Here is a 17,299-nt window from a genome sequence, read left to right as displayed (position 1 = left end):
CCGCTTTCGGGGCGCGTCCGCCGCTCAGGTCCAGAGCGTGGCGATGAAGATGTTCGCCAGGGTCAGCGCGCCGACCGCCGCGAAGACGCCCTTCTCGACCTTCTCCTCGTCCCGCTTGACGTAGACGAGCCCCAGGATCACGACGAGGAACAGCAGCTTGATGCCGATCTTGACGTTGTTCACGGGGTGGTCGTCGGCCTGGTCCAGGCCGACCAGGGCGACACCGGTGACGAGCATGGTCAGCGCGCCGTGCAGCATGCCGGGGACGAAGCGGGCGGTGCCGGCCTTCATCGCCTTCATCTGGCCGAGGAAGCCGCCGAGCAGGGCGGCGATGCCGATGATGTGCAGGGCGACGACGAAATCGATGAGTACGCGCATGGTTCCGCACCCTAGAACCCTCTCCCCGGACCGCTCCGGGCAGGGTGGGGCCTACGGGCCGCTTGAATGATGAATGCACTTTTTGCCTGATTCTGTAGCCCTTTTCCCGGTCACTCAGGCTTCATGTGCGGTCATTCACCGACAATGCCACGCCAAGAGCGGGCAATAACCGTCATAACGACACCTTCCCGTGACCTCGGATTAGCGTCCCTTCCCGGTGGCCGTGGCAGAGGAACCGTCCTCGCCGACCACCGGAGAAGCCCGCCGGTATACCCCGTCGGGCCGTCGCACGGAAGGACGCCCGCCCCCGTGGCAGCGCATCGCAAACCCAGGCAGCGCCTCACCACCGCCTCCGCGGCCCGCACCGCGGCGACCCTCGCCGTCGCCGGAGCCGCGACGGCCGCCGTGCTGCCCGGAGCCGCGCACGCGGACCCCGCGCCCACCGCGAAGCAGGTCAAGGCCCAGGTGGACCGGCTGTACCGGGAGGCGGAGGTCGCCACCGAGAAGTACAACGGCGCGAAGTCCGAGGCGACCGCCGCCGCCAAGTCGGTCGACGCCCTGCGCGACGAGGCCGCCCGCAGGACCGCCCGCCTCAACACCGCCCGCGACGTGCTCGGCGCGTACGCCGCCGCGCAGTACCGGTCCGGCGGGATCGACCCCTCCGTGCAGCTGGCGCTCTCCTCCGACCCGGACCAGTACCTGCGCCGCGCCACCTACGCGGAGCGGGCCGGTGAGCGCCGGGCCACCGAGGTGCGCTCGGTGCGCCGCCAGGTCGCGGAGATCGCCCAGGTACGCGCCGAGGCGGCCGGGAAGCTCACCGAGCTGGCCTCCCGGCAGGCCGCCCTGAAGGAGCACCGGGCGACCGTCCGCGCCAAGCTGGCCGAGGCCCGCCGCCTGCTCGCCCGCCTCACCCCGGCCGAGCGCGCCTCCTACGACGCCTCCGAGGACGGGCGCGGGGCCGGTCACGCGGACCGCGGCGCGCCCCGCGCCGCCGTCGCCGCGCCCAACGCGCGCGCCGCCCAGGCGGTCGCCTTCGCGTACAACTCCCTGGGCAAGCCGTACGTGTGGGGCGCGACCGGGCCCAACTCCTTCGACTGTTCCGGGCTGACCCAGGCCGCCTGGCGCGCCGCCGGGGTCTCGCTGCCCCGGACCACGTACACGCAGATCAACGCCGGGCAGCGGGTGCCGCGCTCCCAGCTGGCCCCCGGGGACCTGGTGTTCTTCTACTCGGGCATCAGCCATGTCGGCCTGTACATCGGGAACGGCCGGATGATCCACGCGCCGCGTCCCGGGGCGCCGGTCCGGATCGCGCCCATCGACGAAATGCCTTTCGCGGGGGCGACCCGGGTGGCATAGGCTCCGGCCCTCCGAAGCCAACGGCCCGAAGGACACCCGCACATGCCGATGGACGCCGACGTCCAGACCCATGCCCGTACGCTCACGCTGCGCTCCCCGGACCACGTCCGGGTGGGGCCGTTCGTGATCCGCTACAACCCGAACTGGTCGCTGAAGTACGCCAACTACGCGATCCCGGACCAGGACGCGGAGCCGACGCCCGGCGAACTCGACGCGCTGATAGCGGCGTTCCGCGAGCGGGACCGGATGCCCCGCCTGGAGTTCCTGCCCGGCTGGGCGCCCGCCGTCGAACCGGCGCTGCTCGCCGCCGGGTTCACCGTCGAGAACCGGGCGCCGATCCTCGCCTGCGCCCCCGGCGACCTGACCGACCCGAAGCCGGTCGCGGACCTAGTCATGGCCGAGCCCGCCACCGACCCGGAGTTCGCGGCCGCCGCGCTCGTCCAGCACCTGGGCTACGGCGGGGAGGGCGAGCCCGAGGACGGCACGGTCGAGTGGCTGCGCAACGCGGTGGCCGGCGGCGGGGTCGCCGCGCTCGCGACGGTCGGCGGCGTACCCGCGGGCGCGGGCGGCTGCTCGGTCCCGGTGGACGGGCTCAGCGAACTGGCGGGCCTGGCGGTCGGCGCGGACTTCCGCCGCCGGGGCATCGGCGCCGCGCTCTCCGCCCATCTGACGCGCACCGCGTTCGACCGGGGCTGCCGGGTGGTGTGGCTGGAGCCGGGCGACGCCGACGTGGAGCGGATCTACGCCTCCATCGGGTACCGCAGGATCGGCGAGAAGCTGAACATCTCGCTCGACCCGTCCTGATCCGAAAAAGCCCTCAGACCAGCCGTCGCGCCGTCGCCCAGCGGGTCAGTTCGTGGCGGTTGGAGAGCTGGAGCTTGCGCAGCACCGCCGAAACGTGGGACTCGACCGTCTTCACCGAGATGAACAGCTGCTTCGCGATCTCCTTGTACGCGTAGCCCCGGGCGATCAGGCGCAGCACCTCGCGCTCGCGCTGGGTCAGCCGGTCCAGGTCCTCATCGACCGGGGGCGCGTCCGTCGAGGCGAAGGCGTCGAGGACGAAGCCGGCCAGGCGGGGAGAGAAGACGGCGTCGCCGTCCTGGACCCGGAAGACCGAATCGACCAGGTCGGTGCCGGTGATCGTCTTGGTGACGTATCCCCGGGCGCCGCCGCGGATGACACCGATGACGTCCTCGGCGGCGTCCGACACGGAGAGCGCGAGGAAGCGCACCGGGTTCTCGGCGGCGCCCATCAGGGGCGCGCAGCGGCGCAGCACCTCGACGCCGCCGCCACCGGGGAGGTGGACGTCGAGGAGGACGACCTCGGGGCGGGTCGCCGTGATGACGGTGACCGCCTGGTCGACGTCGGCCGCCTCGCCGACGACCTCGACGCCGGTCTCCTCGGTGCGGCCGATCTCGGCCTGTACGCCGGTGCGGAACATCCGGTGGTCGTCGACGAGCACGACTCGTACCCGGCGCTCCGGGTTCTCCTGGCCCCCGGTCGCCTCACTGGTCCCGTTCATCGCTCGTCCTCTCCATCTCAAGCTCGACCTCGGTGCCCCCGCCGGGCACCGAACGCAGCCGGGCCGTGCCGCCGTTGCGCTGCATCCGGCCGATGATCGATTCTCGTACGCCCATTCTGTCCCCCGGTACGGAGTCCAGGTCGAATCCCGGGCCCCGGTCGCGCACGGAGACGAAGACCGTGCGGCCCTCGACCTCCGCGTAGACCTGGACGGCGCCTCCCTCGCCACCGTACTTGGCGGCGTTGACCATCGCCTCGCGTGCGGCCTGCATCTGCGCGGCCAGCTTCTCGTCCAGCGGGCAGTCGCCGACGACGACGACCTCCAGAGGGACGCCGTGCTTGTCCTCGACCTCGGCGGCGGCCCGTTTGACGGCCTCGGCCAGGGTCTCCGGCTCGTCGTCCTCGTCCTTGCCGGTGCCCTCGGGGTTGTACAGCCAGTTGCGCAGCTCGCGTTCCTGGGCGCGGGCGAGCCTGCGGACCTCCCCGGCGTCGTCGGCGTTGCGCTGGATCAGGGTGAGGGTGTGCAGGACGGAGTCGTGGACGTGGGCGGCGACCTCGGCGCGCTCCTGGGCCCGGATGCGCATGAGGCGTTCCTCGGAGAGGTCCTGCGTCATGCGGACGAGGTAGGGGCCGGCGAGGAGCGCGATGCCGGTGAGCACGGCGATGGCGGCGGTGATGACGTTGCCGAGCTGGGCGGCGGAGCCGCGTACGACCATGAAGACGGCGAGGCCGAGGCCGACGAGGGCGACTCCGGCCAGGGCGCGGGCCAGTTGCAGGACCCGGCGGCGGCGGCCGACCTCCATCCAGCGGGCGCGGCGGGCGTTGTCGGCCTGGCGCCAGACCAGGACGGAGCCCGCGCCGATGAGGAGGCTGGGCCAGATGTAGCGGTCGGCCTTGCTGCCCATGTCGACGTTGCCGACGAAGATGAAGGCGCCGACGAGCAGCGCGATGAGGGCGAAGAGCTGGCCCTTGTCGGGTTTGCGGAGGCGGCGGGTGCCGTCGGGGGCGGTCTCGAAGACGGATCGGGGGCCGTCCACACCGCCGACGCCGAGCGGGACCACGATCCAGAACACCGCGTAGAGCAGGGCGCCGAGGCCGTCCGCGAAGAACAGACCGAGGAAGACGAACCGGAGCCAGGCGACCGGGAGTCCGAGGTGTCCCGCGAGCCCGCGCGCCACTCCGCCGAGGAGCCGGCCGTCGGCGCTGCGGTACAGCTTGCGCAGCGGAGGCTCCTCCGGGTCGGGGGCGTGGGAGCTTGCGGCTCGGGTGGTGGCGGCTGGCATGGTCCGATCGTCACATGCCCGTACGGACGAGGGCATCAGGGTCGGCCCCCACTTCGACCCTGAGACGGCCGGGACGCGAGGCAGGGTGAGGGCCCGAGGCGGGGTCCGGCATCCCTGAGAGGCGGGCGGGGCAATATCAGGGACCGGCCAGGGTCGGGGCGGGTGCCGGTGGGGCGCGGGGGCCGTCACCATGGAGTCATGACCGTTCCCCAGGACGCGCCGCCCGGCGCCGCACCTCCCCCGGACCCCGCTCCGCGCCTGCACCGCAGCCCGCGGCACAAGGTGGTGGCCGGGGTGTGCGGCGGGATGGGCCGGTACTGCGACGTCGATCCGGTGATCTTCCGGATCGTGCTCGGGGTGCTGTCGGTGACCGGCGGTTTCGGGCTGATCTTCTACGGCTTCGCCTGGCTGCTGATCCCGGCGGAGGGCGAGGAGGAGAACGAGGCGCGGCGGCTGCTGTCGGGCCGGGTCGAGCTGGCGTCGCTGAGCGCGGTGCTGTGCGCGCTGATCGGCTGCGGTCTCTTCCTGTCGATGCTTGGCAACGGCGGCACGCTGGCGTTCTCCGCGATGCTGTCGCTCGCGGTCGTCGGCTTCTCCATGTGGACGCAGGCGCGCAAGAGGGCCGATCCGGAGGACCCGCTGCACCAGGCGGCCGCGCAGGCGGCGTCGGAGGCGCCGCCCGAGGTGAAGGCGCCGCCGGTGCTGTCGTGGCCGTCGTGGTGGCGCGACCCCATAGTCAAGGACGGCTCGACCGGGAAGGTGGCGATCGGCTACCTGTGGGGACCGCACGACGCGGCGGTCCTCGGCGAGCCGCGCGGGGCGACGCCGGACGCGCCGTTCCGCCCACCGCCGCCCCGGTCTCGGGAGGTGCGGGGGCCGCGGTCCCTCGCGGGCCCGGCGTTCCTCGGCGCGCTGCTCGCGGGCGGTCTCGGTACGGGGCTGACCTGGGGGTCCGAGCCGATGGGCACGAGCCTGGAGGTCGGGTTCGCCGCCGCGCTCGGGGTGTTCGGGCTGGCGATCCTGATCAGCGCGTTCATCGGGCGGACCGGGTTCGGCACCCTGCTGCTGGCGATGATCACGTCCGGGCTGCTGGTGGGCGCCGCCTCGCTGCCCAAGGACATCGGCACGCACTGGGTGCGCGAGGAGTGGCGCCCGGCGTCCGTGGCCGCGGTCGAGCCGTTGTACGCGATCGGCTCGGGCCAGGCCGAGCTGGACCTGACACGGATCACGGTGCCGAAGGGCAAGACCGTGAGGACCCGGGTGGAGGCCCGGGCGGGCCGGGTGCTCGTGCACGTCCCGCCGGAGGTCACCGTCCGGGTGCACGCGCGGACCCGGTTCGGCGCGCTCGTGGTGGTGGACGGCCACCGCAAGGGCGATCTGGACATCCGCGCCACGCAGGACCAGCGCAAGACGCTGTCACCGGCCGAGGGCAGCACCCCGGGCGGCACGATCGACCTGGATCTGGAAGTGGACTACGGACAGGTGGAGGTCAACCGTGCCGCGTCATGAGTTCCGGCCGGGGCGGGCCGTCTCCGGCCTGGTGATGCTGGCCCTGGCCGCCGGATACGCGGCGGACGCGGCGGGCGCCTGGGACGCCCCGCCGCAGTTCTTCATCGTGCTGTTCTCCGGCGGGCTGTGGACGGCCGCGTGGGTGACCTGGATCGGCTACCGGATCCGTCGGCGGCGCGCGGTGAGGAGCGCGTCCAGCGAGAGCGACGGAGCCCCGCCCAGCAGCAGCGGCAGCCATGCCATGAGGTAGATCAGGTCGTTGCCGAGGTAGTACGGCGAGACCTGCCAGCTGACGGTGAGCCACAGGCTCAGCGAGATGAGGGCGCCGCCGAGCGCGGCGATCCTCGCCCACAGGCCGAGGAGGGTGCCGATGCCGACGGCCAGCTCGCCGAACGCGATCGCGTAACCGAAGCCGGACGGGCTGTGCAGCGCCAGGTCGACCAGGCCCGGGATCGCGGCGGAGTCGCGGACGGCGTGCATCTGCTCGCCGATCGACCCGGGCCCGGTGGCGTGGAAGAAGGCGCTGTCGGTGAGCTTGTCGAGCCCGGCGTACACAAAGGTGACGCCGAGGAAGATCCGCAGCGGCAGCAGGGCGTGCTCCCGCGCGAGGTCCCGCAGGCTGCTGCCCTCGCCCTGGACGCGCCCCAGGCCCCGCCCGTTACCGCCGTACCCGTACATGCTGCTCCCGCCTTCCGCGGCCGTGCGTCGCCGGACCGTACGGCCCGTCACCCGACCTTACGTACGAACGGAGCGGAGGGCTCCGGAAGGGGTCAGTCCGTGACGTCGATGGCGACCGGGGCCGTCTCCGTGCCCGCGGCCGTCACCACCTGCACCTCGACCACGCCCGGCTCCACCTCGACCGGCACCGGCACGGTCAGCAGCGTGTCGGAGGGATTCGCGAAGCCACCGGGGACCGGCACCAGCGGGACATGGACGTGCACGGTCCCGATCCGCACCACGACCCGGGCCAGCCGGTCCGGGGCCCCCGCGCCCGGCGGCACGAATCCGGCACCCCGGATCTCGATGTCGTCCCCGGTCCGGATCGGCGCGTCCAGGTCGCCCGCCTCGCGGGACCGGACGACCGAGAGCACGACGGGCCGGCCGCCCTCGCCGAACTTCCCGGTGAAGTAGACGGCCGCCGAAACGGCCACCAGGAGGGCGAGGCCCCACGGCAGGTCGGGCAGCTGCTCGGGCCTGCGGGCCAGGCGGACGGCGGCGAACACCACGGCGACCGTGGACACCAGCACGTACTGCACGTCCGTGAAGCCGCCGCGCCCCGAGTCGTCGGTGAGCAGGTCCGCCGCGCGCGGCCGGTCGGCGCGGAGCTTCTGGAGCCGCCCGGACAGCACCCGTACGCTCACCACCCGGCGCACGGCGACCGCCACGGCGCACACCAGCGCGAGCACCGCCACGATCCCGGCGCCGCGCGCCAGGTCCAGGCCGTCGATCAGCTCGTCGCGGCGGGCGTGCCCGGAGGCGGCGGCCAGTTCCAGGGCGAGGACGAGCACGGAGAACACGGCGAGCAGCACCCAGGACGCGGCGACCGCGCGGGAGGTGGAGAGCCGGTTGTCCTCGCCGATCAGCGGGGCGAGGAGGCCGCCGCGGGCCCGGTGGACGTGCGCGGCGGCGGTCAGCAACCCGGCGGTGACCAGGCCGGCGACGAGTCCGGCGGTACGGGCATGGGTCCAGCCCGCCCCGATCGCGGTGGCGGCCTCGGCGAGGGCGAGGACGGCGAGGCCGCCCCAGACGACGACCAGGGTGCGCTGCCACACCCGGTACAGCCAAGCGTCCCCGGCCTCGCGGCCCCGGTCGGCCACCTCGCGCGCGGACTCGGTCAGCTCGTCGGAGACCCACTGCCGGGTCGCGGACGCCGACTGGGCGACCCCGGCGGGCAGCCCCTGTCCGGCGGCGAACTCGTCGCGCTTGGCCAGGAAGGCGGCCACCGCGCGCCGGTGTCCCTGGCGCGCCCCGTGCGGGCAGTCCCCGCAGGTGCAGCCGCCGCCGTGCGCGCCCTGTCGTGCCTCGTCCAACGCCACGGAGAACGCCGCCCTTTCCCGCCCCTGTTGCCGCCGTCGGCGGGTCAACTCGTCTGTGAACGCTGCGAATTGTGCCGTACGGGGTGGAGGGGTGCCGCATCGGGGCGCACCGGAGGGGTGCCTTCGTCAGCGTGTTCGATACCCGCTCAGGTGCTGAGCACGAGGTAGGCCAGGCCGAACGTGCCCCGGTAGCCGCCGTAGTAGCCGGTGCGCCGCTCGTCCACGGCGGCGACGACCCCGTCGCGCAGGGGGTGTTCCGGGTGGGCCAGGGCCCAGCGCTCGCCCCGGCCGATGTTGGCGTGCGACTCGAAGAGGTCCCATTCCCGCTGGTCGGCGGCGGTCACCTGAAGTGCCCGCAGCCCGGCCGCCTCGGCCTGCCGGATCAGGTCGAGCAGCGAGCCGAAGTCCTCGCGTTCGGCGCCGAGCCCGGCGAGCGCGGCGTCGTCCGGCTCCCGTTCCCAGAAGCCCTCGCCGAACAGAACCCGGCCGCCGGGCCGTACGGATGCCCGCAGCGCGGCCAGGGCCTCGGGGGTGCCGCCGGGCCAGGCGTGCGAGGCGCCGATGGACACCGCGAGGTCGTAGTCCTTCTCCGGCCACTCGGCGGCGGGGACCTCGTGGAACCGTACGCGCTCCGCGAGGCCGCGGTCCGCCGCGAGTGCGCGGCCGCGGGCGGTGGCCTCCGGGTCGGTCTCGACTCCGTCGCCGGTGCTGCCGGGGGCGGACTCCACGAGGCGCATCAGTAGTTCGCCCCAGCCGCTGCCGAGGTCGGCGATGCGGGCGGTGGGGGGTGGGGCGCAGGCGGTGATCAGGTGGGTGGCGTGGTGGGTGGAGAGGGGGGTGTTCCAGGTCAGGTGGGTGTTGTGGGGGGCGGACATCAGGGGGCGGATTTCTTCTGCGGACATGGGGGCGGAGCCTGTCATGGGCGGTCCGTGGCCGCCACGCGTTTTCAGGGTGCGCGGGTGGGGGGGTGCGCCTGCGGCGGGCCTGTTCCCCTACCCGCCCCTTCCCGAAACCGGGGCGCTGCCCCGGGCCCCGCTCCTCAAGCGCCGGAGGGGCTGGGTTGTGCGGCGGAGTGGGTTTCCGCGGGCCGGATACGGCGATGCCGCCGCCCGGTTCGTCGGGCGGCGGCATCGTCACGGAGTCTCGGGGAGGGTTACTCCCACTCGATCGTCCCCGGCGGCTTGCTCGTCACGTCGAGTACCACGCGGTTGACGTCGGCGACCTCGTTCGTGATGCGGGTGGAGATCTTCGCCAGGGTCTCGTACGGGAGCCGGGACCAGTCGGCGGTCATGGCGTCCTCGGAGGAGACCGGGCGCAGCACGATCGGGTGGCCGTAGGTGCGGCCGTCGCCCTGGACGCCGACGCTGCGGACGTCCGCGAGCAGGACCACCGGGCACTGCCAGATGTCGCGGTCCAGGCCGGCCGCGGTCAGCTCCTCGCGGGCGATGGCGTCGGCCTCGCGGAGCAGGTCGAGGCGGTCCTTGGTGACCTCGCCGACGATGCGGATGCCGAGGCCGGGGCCGGGGAAGGGCTGGCGCTGGACGATCTCGTCCGGCAGGCCGAGCTCCTGGCCGACCATCCGGACCTCGTCCTTGAACAGCTGGCGCAGCGGCTCGACGAGCTCGAACTCGATGTCCTCGGGGAGGCCGCCCACGTTGTGGTGGGACTTGATGTTGGCGGTGCCGGTGCCGCCGCCGGACTCCACGACGTCCGGGTAGAGCGTGCCCTGGACGAGGAAGGCGACCTCGGGGCCGTCCTCCTGGAGGATCTCCAGCTGGGCCTGCTCGAAGACGCGGATGAACTCGCGGCCGATGATCTTCCGCTTCTGCTCCGGGTCGGAGACTCCCGCCAGCGCGTCCAGGAAGCGCTTCTCGGCGTCGACCACCTTGAGCTTGGCGCCGGTCGCGGCGACGAAGTCCTTCTCGACCTGCTCGGTCTCGCCCTGGCGCATCAGGCCGTGGTCGACGTACACGCAGGTGAGCTGGGAGCCGATGGCCTTCTGGACGAGGGCGGCGGCGACGGCGGAGTCCACGCCGCCGGACAGGCCGCAGATGGCGCGCTTGTCGCCGACCTGGGCGCGGATCGCGGCGACCTGCTCCTCGATCACGTTGCCCGTGGTCCAGGTGGGCTCGATGCCCGCGCCCCGGTACAGGAAGTGCTCCAGGACCTGCTGGCCGTGCGTGGAGTGCATGACCTCGGGGTGGTACTGGACGCCGTAGAGCTTCTTCTCGTCGTTCTCGAAGGCGGCGACCGGGACGACGTCCGTGGACGCGGTGACGGTGAAGCCCTCGGGGGCGGCGGAGCAGGCGTCGCCGTGCGACATCCACACCGACTGCTCGTCCGGGGTGCCCTCGAAGAGGGTGGAGCCGGACTTGGAGACGGTCAGCGGGGTGCGGCCGTACTCGCGGGCGCCGTTGTCGTCCACGGTGCCGCCGAGCGTGGTCGCCATCAGCTGGAAGCCGTAGCACATGCCGAAGACGGGGACCCCGGCCTCGAAGAGCGCGCGGTCGAGCGAGGGCGCGCCCTCGGCGTAGACGGAGGAGGGGCCGCCGGAGAGGATGATCGCGCGTGGGTTCTTGGCCAGCATCTCGGCCACCGGCATCGTCGACGGCACGATCTCGCTGTAGACCCGGGCCTCACGGACGCGGCGGGCGATGAGCTGGGCGTACTGCGCGCCGAAGTCGACAACCAGGACCACGTCGGTGGCGGTGTCGGGGGCGGCGGGGGGTGCTGCTGGCACGGGCGGCCTTCCGGCGGTGGAGAGGGGTCGGTCCTCCCAATTCTACCGGCGGCCGGAAGTGGCCCGGCCCGGTCAGGGGCCGCCGCCCCGGGGTGTGCGCCGTCTCACGATCCGGGCCGGGTGTGGGCGGCCGGGGGCGCGGGGGCCATACTGTCCGCATGCGTCAGCACACGACCTTCGTCTTTACCTATGGCATCCGGCCCGCCGGCTGCCATGGTCGTGCTGCTTGAGCAACTGACAAGCAACGTTCCAGGTGCCCCGGGCCGACAGGCCCGGGGCGTTCTGCGTTCCGGGCCCGTCCGGCCCCGGGGTGCCGCATCTCACCGGGAGACCGTCATGAGCAGCACCACCGGCACCGACATCACCGGCGCCCGCACCGCCGAGGCCGCGTCCCTGATCGGCGACGCCCGCACCCGTATCGATTCCCTGGACGACCGGATCATCGGACTCGTCCAGGAGCGGATGGCGGTCTCGGCGGTGATCCAGGAGGCCCGGATGACCTCGGGCGGCCGCCGGGTCAACCTGTCCCGCGAGACGGAGATCCTGGTCCGCTACCGCGAGGCGCTGGGCAAGCCGGGCACCCCGCTGGCGATGACGCTCCTGGAGCTGTGCCGGGGCCGGGTCTGAACGGCGCTCCCCCGCCGTATCCCAGTTCGGGCGGAGTCTCACCCGTACGGCGCGTGACCGGGTCCGGCGCGGCTTCGTTGGTCCCGGTGTCCGTGCCGGCCAGGTACGGATCTTCAGGGGAACCACACGTGGCTCCGCCGGGGTGTGTGGCGTACCGCGTGTACGCCGTGGGACCACGCACCGGCGTGCGTGACCGGTCGGCAGGGGACAGCAGCCCGGTCACTCGGAGGGACCGTCAGGTCGCTCCAGGGAAACGGCCGGCTCCGGGGACGCCCGGGGCCGGCCGTTTCTCCGTGTACGGGGGTCAGCGCGTCGCGCGCCGCCGGGACACCGTGAACAGCACGCCGCCCGCGAGCAGCGCGACCACGGCCGCGCCGGACGCGGCGAGCGCGACGGTGCCGGTGGAGGCGAGCGCGCCGCCGCCCGAGCCGGACGAACCGGAGGTGCCCGTGCCGCCGTGCGCGCCGCTGGTGCCGGACGAAGACGATCCGGAGCCGCTCGTCCCGCTCGTCCCGCTCGTGCCCGACGAGGACGAACCGCCCGTGGCCGTCGAGCCGCCGTTGCCGGAGCCGCCCGTCGTGGTGTCCGGGTCCTCGCCGTTGAGCTCCACCCATGCCGCGTTGTTGGCGGGCTTCGGGTCGAAGGGCAGCGGGGGCGCCTGAAGGTGGGTGTTGCGGACGACGACCGCGCCCTTGCTGCCCGGGTCGGCCGAGTCGAGCTTCAGCCGGAAGGGCAGGGCGAAGTCGGCGTCCTCCAGGACGGACATGGGCGTGGAGCAGAAGTAGCGCGGGGCCTTCTCCTGGTTCTCGCGGTACTCACCGGCCGCGGTCACGCCCCGGCAGATGTCCGGCTTGGAGACGACGTGGCTGCCGGGGGGCACGGTGAAGTCGACGGTGGCGACGGGCTCGCCGGAGCGGATGTACCCGACCCAGGCGGGGCCCTTGTTGCGGAAGCCCAGGGTCACGTCGACGGTGTCGCCCGGCTTGCCCGCGGCCCGGTCGCCGTAGGCCGCGAAGTCGGCGGTGTTGGTGGTCCGGAAGTCGGCTTCCTGCTGGTTGTCCGACGGGTCCAGGTCGGCCGAGCGGACGGCCGGGGCCTCGCGCAGGGCCAGCTTCGCGCCCTTGCCGGGGCTGAAGCGGGCGCCGGAGCGCAGCGCCGTACGGGCGTCGGTGCCGTCCTCGTTGATCCGGTAGAGGAAGCTGTCGTAGAAGGCGCGCTCGGTGGCCCGCAGGGTGGGCGGCACTTCCAGCGTGTACGTGGCGCCGGGCTCGAAGCTGCCGGGGAAGCTGCAGAGCGCGGTGGACCAGGTGCCGGGGCCCATGCCCAGGTCCTCCTCGCTGTACTCGCAGTTCTGGTAGCGCTCGGCGAATTCCAGACCGCGCGTGTTGCGCAGGGTGAGCAGGACGCCCTGGGCGGCGCGGGTGCCGTTGTTGGTGAAGGTGACCGGGACCGGCTGGCTGTCGCCGGGCTCGAGGTCCGTCTTCAGCGGCAGCGGCTTCATCGACAGGTCGGGCCCGCCGATCGACACCCGCGCGGTGAACGGCCGGAAGGTGGCGCCCTCCGCCTCGGCGGTGACCTCGATGGTGCCGGAGTCGCCGTCCTCGCTGCCTTGGGCGGCGCTGACCTGGAGTTCGGCGAGGGTCCGCAGGCCGGCCCCGATCCCGTAGTCGCGGCAGACGGCGGTGGTCCCGGTCCGCTCGCAGTCCAGGCTGCCCTCCTTGTCGAAGGACACGTCCGCGACGCCCGCCAGCTTCCCGAAGTCGAAGCGGACGGTGTAGTAGCCCTGGAAAGCGCCGTTCTCCACGTCCTCGGAGGGGTTGTCGAGCGTGATGTCAAGGCTCGCCTTCTGCGGGGAGCCCGTGGCCGGATACGGGTGCAGGGCGGTCTCGGCGGGGCCGCCGATCGTGAACTCCGGGTCGGCAGCCTGCGCGGGACCGGCCGCCGTGAGCGTTCCGGCGGCCAGCAGACCGGCCGAGGCCAGGACGCCCATCGCACGGCGGAACGGAATCGTGCTTCTCATCTCGGGGCCTTCGGGGTCGTCGGGAGCTGTGTGACCGCTGGGGCGGCGACAGGGGGTACGACCGGGGGCCACCGGGAAAAGTTGCCCGAAATCAGATCACGGATCGGGCACGAGAAGCGGAGTGATCCACCTCACATAAGGATTTCATCAGTACGAGGACAACCATCCGGGGGTCCGGCAGGTCATGCATGCGGAACACCGGTTGTCGGTTGTTGAACGACGGACCGGTTACAGCGTGAGGGGCTGCACTGGGAGGGGGGTGCAGCCCCTTCTGCTGTTCCCGAGCCCTCAGGGCCTGTCCGGCGCCTTCTCCTTCGGCGGCACCGCCGGCATCCCCAGGAACGGCAGCCTGAGCGCGCCGAACGCCTCCTTCGGGACCGCCGGTGCCTGCGGCTCCACCGCCGCCAGCCGCTCGTACGCCTCACCCTGCGCCGGGCGCCGGTCCGGCTCGCCCTTGTTAGGCCAGAACGACATCGCGCGCTCCGCCTGGGCGGTGATCGTCAGCGACGGGTTGACGCCGAGGTTCGCGGAGACCGCGGAGCCGTCGACCACCGAGATGCCCGGGTGCCCGAAGAGCCGGTGGTACGGGTCGATGACGCCCTCGTCGGCGGTGGCGCCGATCGGGCAGCCGCCGAGAAAGTGGGCGGTGAGCGGGGTGCCCATCAGCTCGCCGATGTTGGACCCGGGGAAGCCGTTGATCTCCTCGGCGAGCAGCGTCGCGCTCTGCGTCGCCTCGGCGATCTGCGTGGGGTTGGGCGCGCCGTGGCCCTGGCGGGCGGTGAGCAGGCCCTTGCCGATGCCGCTCGGCTTGCGGTAGGCGGTCAGGGAGTTGTCGAGCGACTGCATGACGAGCCCGATGATGACGCGCTCCGACCAGCGCCGGTTGGAGAGCGAGCGGGCGGCGATCGTGGGGTGCTTGACCAGGTTGGCGAGCCAGGCGCGGACCCGGTGGGCGCTGTAGGGGACCTGGACGATGGTCATGCCGCCCATGGCGTTGGAGCCCTTGCCGTAGCGGACGGGCTCGATGTGGGTGTTGGCGTCCGGGTGGATGGACGAGGTGATGGCGACGCCCTTGGTGAAGTCGGGCTTCGTCCCGTGCTTCTTGCGGTAGCGCCGGTCGGAGGTCTGGGCGCCGACCAGGCCCTCGGAGTTGGTACGGGTCAGCTCGCCGAGCCGCGCGGAGAGCCGGGGCAGCAGCCCCTTGTCCTTCATCGTGTGCAGCAGGGTCTGCGTTCCGTACGTGCCCGCCGCGACGACCACCTTGCGGGCGCGCAGGGCCGTGGGCTTCGCCTTCCGGCGGCGGTCGGTGGGCACGGTGGCGACGCGGTAGCCGCCCTCCGGGTGCTCGGTGACGCCGACGACGGAGGTCATGGGGTGGATGACCGCTCCGGCCTTCTCGGCGAGGTGGAGGTAGTTCTCGTTGAGGGTGTTCTTCGCGCCGTGCCGGCAGCCGGTCATGCACTCGCCGCACTCGGTGCACGCCTTGCGCGCCGGGCCCGCCCCGCCGAAGTACGGGTCCGCGACCGTCCCGCCGGGCTTCGCGCGCGCGGTGCCGTCCGCGTCCTCCCCGTCGCCGAAGAAGACGCCGACCGGGGCGAGGTGGAAGGTGTCGCCGACGCCCATGGCCTCGGCGGTCGCCTTGAGGTGCACGTCGGAGGGGGTCGTCGTGGGGTTGAGCCTGACCCCGAGCATCCGCTTGGCCTGGTCGTAGTACGGCTTCAGCTCGTCCTGCCAGTCCGTGATGTGCGCCCACTGCCGGTCCTCGAAGAACGGCGCGGGCGGCACGTACAGCGTGTTGGCGTAGTTCAGCGAGCCACCGCCCACCCCGGCACCGGCCAGCACCATCACCTTGCCGAGCAGGTGCACGCGCTGGATGCCGAAGAGGCCGAGGGCGGGCGCCCAGAGGTAGTTCTTCAGGTCCCAGGAGTTCTTCGGCAGGGTGCCCGGGGTGAAGCGGCGCCCGGCCTCCAGGACGCCGACCCGGTACCCCTTCTCGGTCAGCCGCAGCGCCGAGACCGCACCGCCGAAGCCGGACCCGACGACGATCACGTCGTAGTCGTACGCGGCGTCGTCGTCGGCCGCACCGGCCGGCCGGTCCTGATTCTGGGCAGGGCTGTCCTGGGACATGGCACTCCTCGGTACGAAAAGGACAGAAGTGGTGCGGGGGCGCTCCCAAAAAAGGGGGGCTCAGCGCAGGCGGAACGCCTTCATCGCCTTCAGGCTGCGGGTCATGAACGCGGCGTACTTCTCGTCGTCCATCCCGAAGGACGGGGCGAGCGGGATCAGCCGCTGCTGGGCGACGGTCTGGGCCTCGGTGTACTTGAGGATGCCCTCGGAGCCGTGGCGCCGGCCGAGACCGGAGTCCTTCATGCCGCCCATCGGGGACTGCACGCTGCCGTACGCGGGGGCGTACCCCTCGTTGATGTTGACGGTGCCGGTGTGCAGCCGGGCGGCGACGCGGTGGCCGCGCTTCGAGTCCTTGGTCCAGACACTGGAGTTCAGGCCGTACGGGGTGGCGTTGGCCAGCTCCACGACCTCGTCCTCGTCACGGAAGCGGTAGATCGAGACGACCGGGCCGAAGGTCTCCTCGGTGCACACGGCCATGGGCGCCTCGACGCCGTCCAGGATCGTCGGCTCGTAGAAGAGCGGGCCGATGTCCGGGCGGGCGACCCCGCCGGCGACCAGCTTGGCGCCCTTCTCGACGGCCTCGGCGACATGCCGGCTGACGGTCTCCAGCTGCCGTTCGCCGACCAGCGAACCCATGTCGGCGCCGTACGCGAGCGAGCTGCCGAGCCGCATCGCCTTCGTGCGGGCGGCGAACCGCTCCACGAAGTCGTCGGCGACCGACTCGTGGACGTACAGCCGCTCGATGGAGATGCAGAGCTGGCCGGCCGAGGAGAAGCAGGCGCGGACGGCGCCGGCGGCGGCCTTCTCCACGTCGGCGTCGGCCAGGACCAACATCGCGTTCTTGCCGCCGAGCTCCAGCGAGACGCCGACGAGCCGGGCCGCCGCGCCCTGGGCGACCTCGCGGCCGGTGCGGGTGGAGCCGGTGAACGAGACGTAGTCGGCGTGCTTGACGACCTCCGGGCCGACGACCGGTCCGTCCCCCAGGACGACCTGGAAGACCTCGGCCGGGAGCCCCGCCTCGATCAGCAGGTCGCGGGCCCACAGGGCGGTGAGCGCGGTCTCGGTGTCGGGCTTCATCACCACGGCGTTGCCGGAGACGAAGGCGGGCAGCGCGTCGCCGACGGACAGCTCCAGCGGGTAGTTCCAGGGGGCGATCTGGCCGACGACACCGCGCGGCTGACGGAGCTCGGTGACCTTGGTGAGCGTCGGCACGACCCCGGTGTGCCGCTTCGGCTTCAGATACGCGGCCGCCCTGCGGCCGTAGTGCCGGGCGGCGACGGCGACCGCCTGGACCTCCTCGTGGGCGTGCAGGCGGGCCTTGCCGGTCTCCAGCTGGACGAGGTCGAGGATCTCGGACTGACGGTCCATGAGCAGGTCGTGGAAGCGCAGGAGCACCGAGGCCCTGGTGCGGACCGGCAGGGCGGCCCAGGCGGGCTGGGCGGCGCGGGCGTGCGCGAAGGCGGTGGCCACGTCCTCGGGGGTGGACTCCGGCAGGTCGGCCAGCTTCTCGCCGGTGAACGGCGTGTGGTTGGCGGTGCGGCCGGAGCCGGTGACGCCGCGTGTCAGCCGGGCGACGACCTCGGGCGTCACGACATCGGCGGCCGTGCGCACGCCCGCGGGGGCGGCAGCCACGGGGTTGGTGCCGGCCGTGGCGGCGGCGGGGGACGTGGAGGCCTGCGAGTCCGTCATGAGGGCGAGAGTA

General features: G+C 72.9%; 15 protein-coding genes. 5 read left to right on the top strand and 10 right to left on the bottom strand.

Features of this window, described 5'->3' with window-relative positions:
• Positions 1-24 precede the first annotated feature (24 nt).
• Positions 25-378 carry a hypothetical protein gene (locus AMK18_RS11260; protein ID WP_073862681.1) on the bottom strand — a complete coding sequence of 118 codons (354 nt, stop codon included), beginning with the start codon at positions 376-378 and terminating at the stop codon, positions 25-27.
• A 309-nt stretch (positions 379-687) separates the two neighbouring features.
• Here AMK18_RS11260 and AMK18_RS11255 point away from each other — a divergent pair, with 309 nt between their 5' ends.
• Both AMK18_RS11255 and AMK18_RS11250 read left to right on the top strand, forming a co-directional pair.
• Positions 688-1,734, top strand: coding sequence for a C40 family peptidase (locus tag AMK18_RS11255; RefSeq protein ID WP_018101138.1), 1,047 nt, complete (start codon positions 688-690; stop codon positions 1,732-1,734).
• A gap of 42 nt (positions 1,735-1,776) precedes the next feature.
• Complete coding sequence (locus tag AMK18_RS11250; protein WP_073862680.1) at positions 1,777-2,538, top strand: GNAT family N-acetyltransferase; 762 nt, start codon at positions 1,777-1,779, stop codon at positions 2,536-2,538.
• Between the two features lie 13 nt (positions 2,539-2,551).
• Here the strand turns inward: AMK18_RS11250 and AMK18_RS11245 are convergent, their stop codons facing one another.
• Both AMK18_RS11245 and AMK18_RS11240 read right to left on the bottom strand, forming a co-directional pair.
• Positions 2,552-3,256, bottom strand: coding sequence for a LuxR C-terminal-related transcriptional regulator (locus AMK18_RS11245; protein ID WP_018101140.1), 705 nt, complete (start codon positions 3,254-3,256; stop codon positions 2,552-2,554).
• The gene (locus AMK18_RS11240) at positions 3,240-4,538 is read right to left on the bottom strand and encodes an ATP-binding protein (RefSeq protein WP_073862679.1); all 1,299 of its coding nucleotides are present in this window, start codon (positions 4,536-4,538) and stop codon (positions 3,240-3,242) included. Before AMK18_RS11240 ends, AMK18_RS11245 begins: the two co-directional genes overlap by 17 nt.
• Positions 4,539-4,736: 198 nt before the next feature.
• Between AMK18_RS11240 and AMK18_RS11235 the strand changes: the two genes are divergently transcribed.
• Positions 4,737-6,047, top strand: coding sequence for a PspC domain-containing protein (locus AMK18_RS11235; RefSeq protein ID WP_073862678.1), 1,311 nt, complete (start codon positions 4,737-4,739; stop codon positions 6,045-6,047).
• Positions 6,034-6,297: a hypothetical protein gene (locus AMK18_RS11230; RefSeq protein ID WP_073862677.1), complete on the top strand. Its 264-nt coding sequence runs from the start codon at positions 6,034-6,036 to the stop codon at positions 6,295-6,297. The genes AMK18_RS11235 and AMK18_RS11230 overlap by 14 nt, the downstream gene beginning before the upstream one ends.
• Here the strand turns inward: AMK18_RS11230 and AMK18_RS11225 are convergent.
• The 4 genes from AMK18_RS11225 to guaA all read right to left on the bottom strand — a co-directional run bounded on the left by AMK18_RS11225 (position 6,204) and on the right by guaA (position 10,823).
• Positions 6,204-6,725 carry a DoxX family protein gene (locus tag AMK18_RS11225; protein WP_073862676.1) on the bottom strand — a complete coding sequence of 174 codons (522 nt, stop codon included), beginning with the start codon at positions 6,723-6,725 and terminating at the stop codon, positions 6,204-6,206. The two genes, AMK18_RS11230 and AMK18_RS11225, sit on opposite strands and share 94 nt — an antisense overlap.
• Positions 6,726-6,817: 92 nt before the next feature.
• Positions 6,818-8,083 (bottom strand): hypothetical protein, encoded by a 1,266-nt coding sequence (locus tag AMK18_RS11220; protein ID WP_037785661.1) that lies wholly within the window; start codon positions 8,081-8,083, stop codon positions 6,818-6,820.
• 146 nt (positions 8,084-8,229) lie between these two features.
• Positions 8,230-8,985 carry an SAM-dependent methyltransferase gene (locus AMK18_RS11215; protein WP_073862675.1) on the bottom strand — a complete coding sequence of 252 codons (756 nt, stop codon included), beginning with the start codon at positions 8,983-8,985 and terminating at the stop codon, positions 8,230-8,232.
• A gap of 251 nt (positions 8,986-9,236) precedes the next feature.
• Positions 9,237-10,823, bottom strand: a complete 1,587-nt coding sequence (gene guaA, locus AMK18_RS11210; RefSeq protein WP_018101146.1) for a glutamine-hydrolyzing GMP synthase — start codon at positions 10,821-10,823, stop codon at positions 9,237-9,239.
• Positions 10,824-11,159: 336 nt separating this feature from the next.
• On the opposite strand from guaA, the gene AMK18_RS11205 reads away from it, so the two are divergent.
• A complete protein-coding gene (locus AMK18_RS11205; RefSeq protein WP_073862674.1) occupies positions 11,160-11,450 on the top strand; it encodes a chorismate mutase in 291 nt (96 codons plus the stop codon).
• 304 nt (positions 11,451-11,754) lie between these two features.
• On the opposite strand, the gene AMK18_RS11200 is transcribed toward AMK18_RS11205, so the two are convergent.
• The 3 genes from AMK18_RS11200 to AMK18_RS11190 all read right to left on the bottom strand — a co-directional run bounded on the left by AMK18_RS11200 (position 11,755) and on the right by AMK18_RS11190 (position 17,286).
• Positions 11,755-13,440 (bottom strand): peptidase, encoded by a 1,686-nt coding sequence (locus AMK18_RS11200; RefSeq protein WP_073862673.1) that lies wholly within the window; start codon positions 13,438-13,440, stop codon positions 11,755-11,757.
• A 318-nt stretch (positions 13,441-13,758) separates the two neighbouring features.
• The gene (locus tag AMK18_RS11195; protein ID WP_073862672.1) at positions 13,759-15,597 is read right to left on the bottom strand and encodes a GMC oxidoreductase; all 1,839 of its coding nucleotides are present in this window, start codon (positions 15,595-15,597) and stop codon (positions 13,759-13,761) included.
• A gap of 60 nt (positions 15,598-15,657) precedes the next feature.
• Complete coding sequence (locus tag AMK18_RS11190; RefSeq protein WP_073862671.1) at positions 15,658-17,286, bottom strand: succinic semialdehyde dehydrogenase; 1,629 nt, start codon at positions 17,284-17,286, stop codon at positions 15,658-15,660.
• Between the last annotated feature and the right edge of the window lie 13 nt (positions 17,287-17,299).

It is taken from the genome of Streptomyces sp. CB01249, from assembly GCF_001905735.1.
In the GTDB taxonomy this organism is placed as follows: Bacteria; Actinomycetota; Actinomycetes; order Streptomycetales; family Streptomycetaceae; genus Streptomyces.
This window is presented reverse-complemented; position numbering and strand designations above follow the sequence as displayed.

Excerpts from the sequence above, each read along its gene's own strand:
- AMK18_RS11225 (WP_073862676.1), bottom strand. The coding sequence starts at position 6,725 with ATGTACGGGTACGGCGGTAACGGGCGGGGCCTGGGGCGCGTCCAGGGC.
- AMK18_RS11200 (WP_073862673.1), bottom strand. The coding sequence starts at position 13,440 with ATGGGCGTCCTGGCCTCGGCCGGTCTGCTGGCCGCCGGAACGCTCACG.
- AMK18_RS11250 (WP_073862680.1), top strand. The coding sequence starts at position 1,777 with ATGCCGATGGACGCCGACGTCCAGACCCATGCCCGTACGCTCACGCTG.
- AMK18_RS11215 (WP_073862675.1), bottom strand. The coding sequence starts at position 8,985 with ATGTCCGCAGAAGAAATCCGCCCCCTGATGTCCGCCCCCCACAACACC.
- AMK18_RS11260 (WP_073862681.1), bottom strand. The coding sequence starts at position 378 with ATGCGCGTACTCATCGATTTCGTCGTCGCCCTGCACATCATCGGCATC.
- AMK18_RS11235 (WP_073862678.1), top strand. The coding sequence starts at position 4,737 with ATGACCGTTCCCCAGGACGCGCCGCCCGGCGCCGCACCTCCCCCGGAC.
- AMK18_RS11195 (WP_073862672.1), bottom strand. The coding sequence starts at position 15,597 with ATGTCCCAGGACAGCCCTGCCCAGAATCAGGACCGGCCGGCCGGTGCG.
- AMK18_RS11240 (WP_073862679.1), bottom strand. The coding sequence starts at position 4,538 with ATGCCAGCCGCCACCACCCGAGCCGCAAGCTCCCACGCCCCCGACCCG.
- AMK18_RS11190 (WP_073862671.1), bottom strand. The coding sequence starts at position 17,286 with ATGACGGACTCGCAGGCCTCCACGTCCCCCGCCGCCGCCACGGCCGGC.
- AMK18_RS11245 (WP_018101140.1), bottom strand. The coding sequence starts at position 3,256 with ATGAACGGGACCAGTGAGGCGACCGGGGGCCAGGAGAACCCGGAGCGC.
- AMK18_RS11205 (WP_073862674.1), top strand. The coding sequence starts at position 11,160 with ATGAGCAGCACCACCGGCACCGACATCACCGGCGCCCGCACCGCCGAG.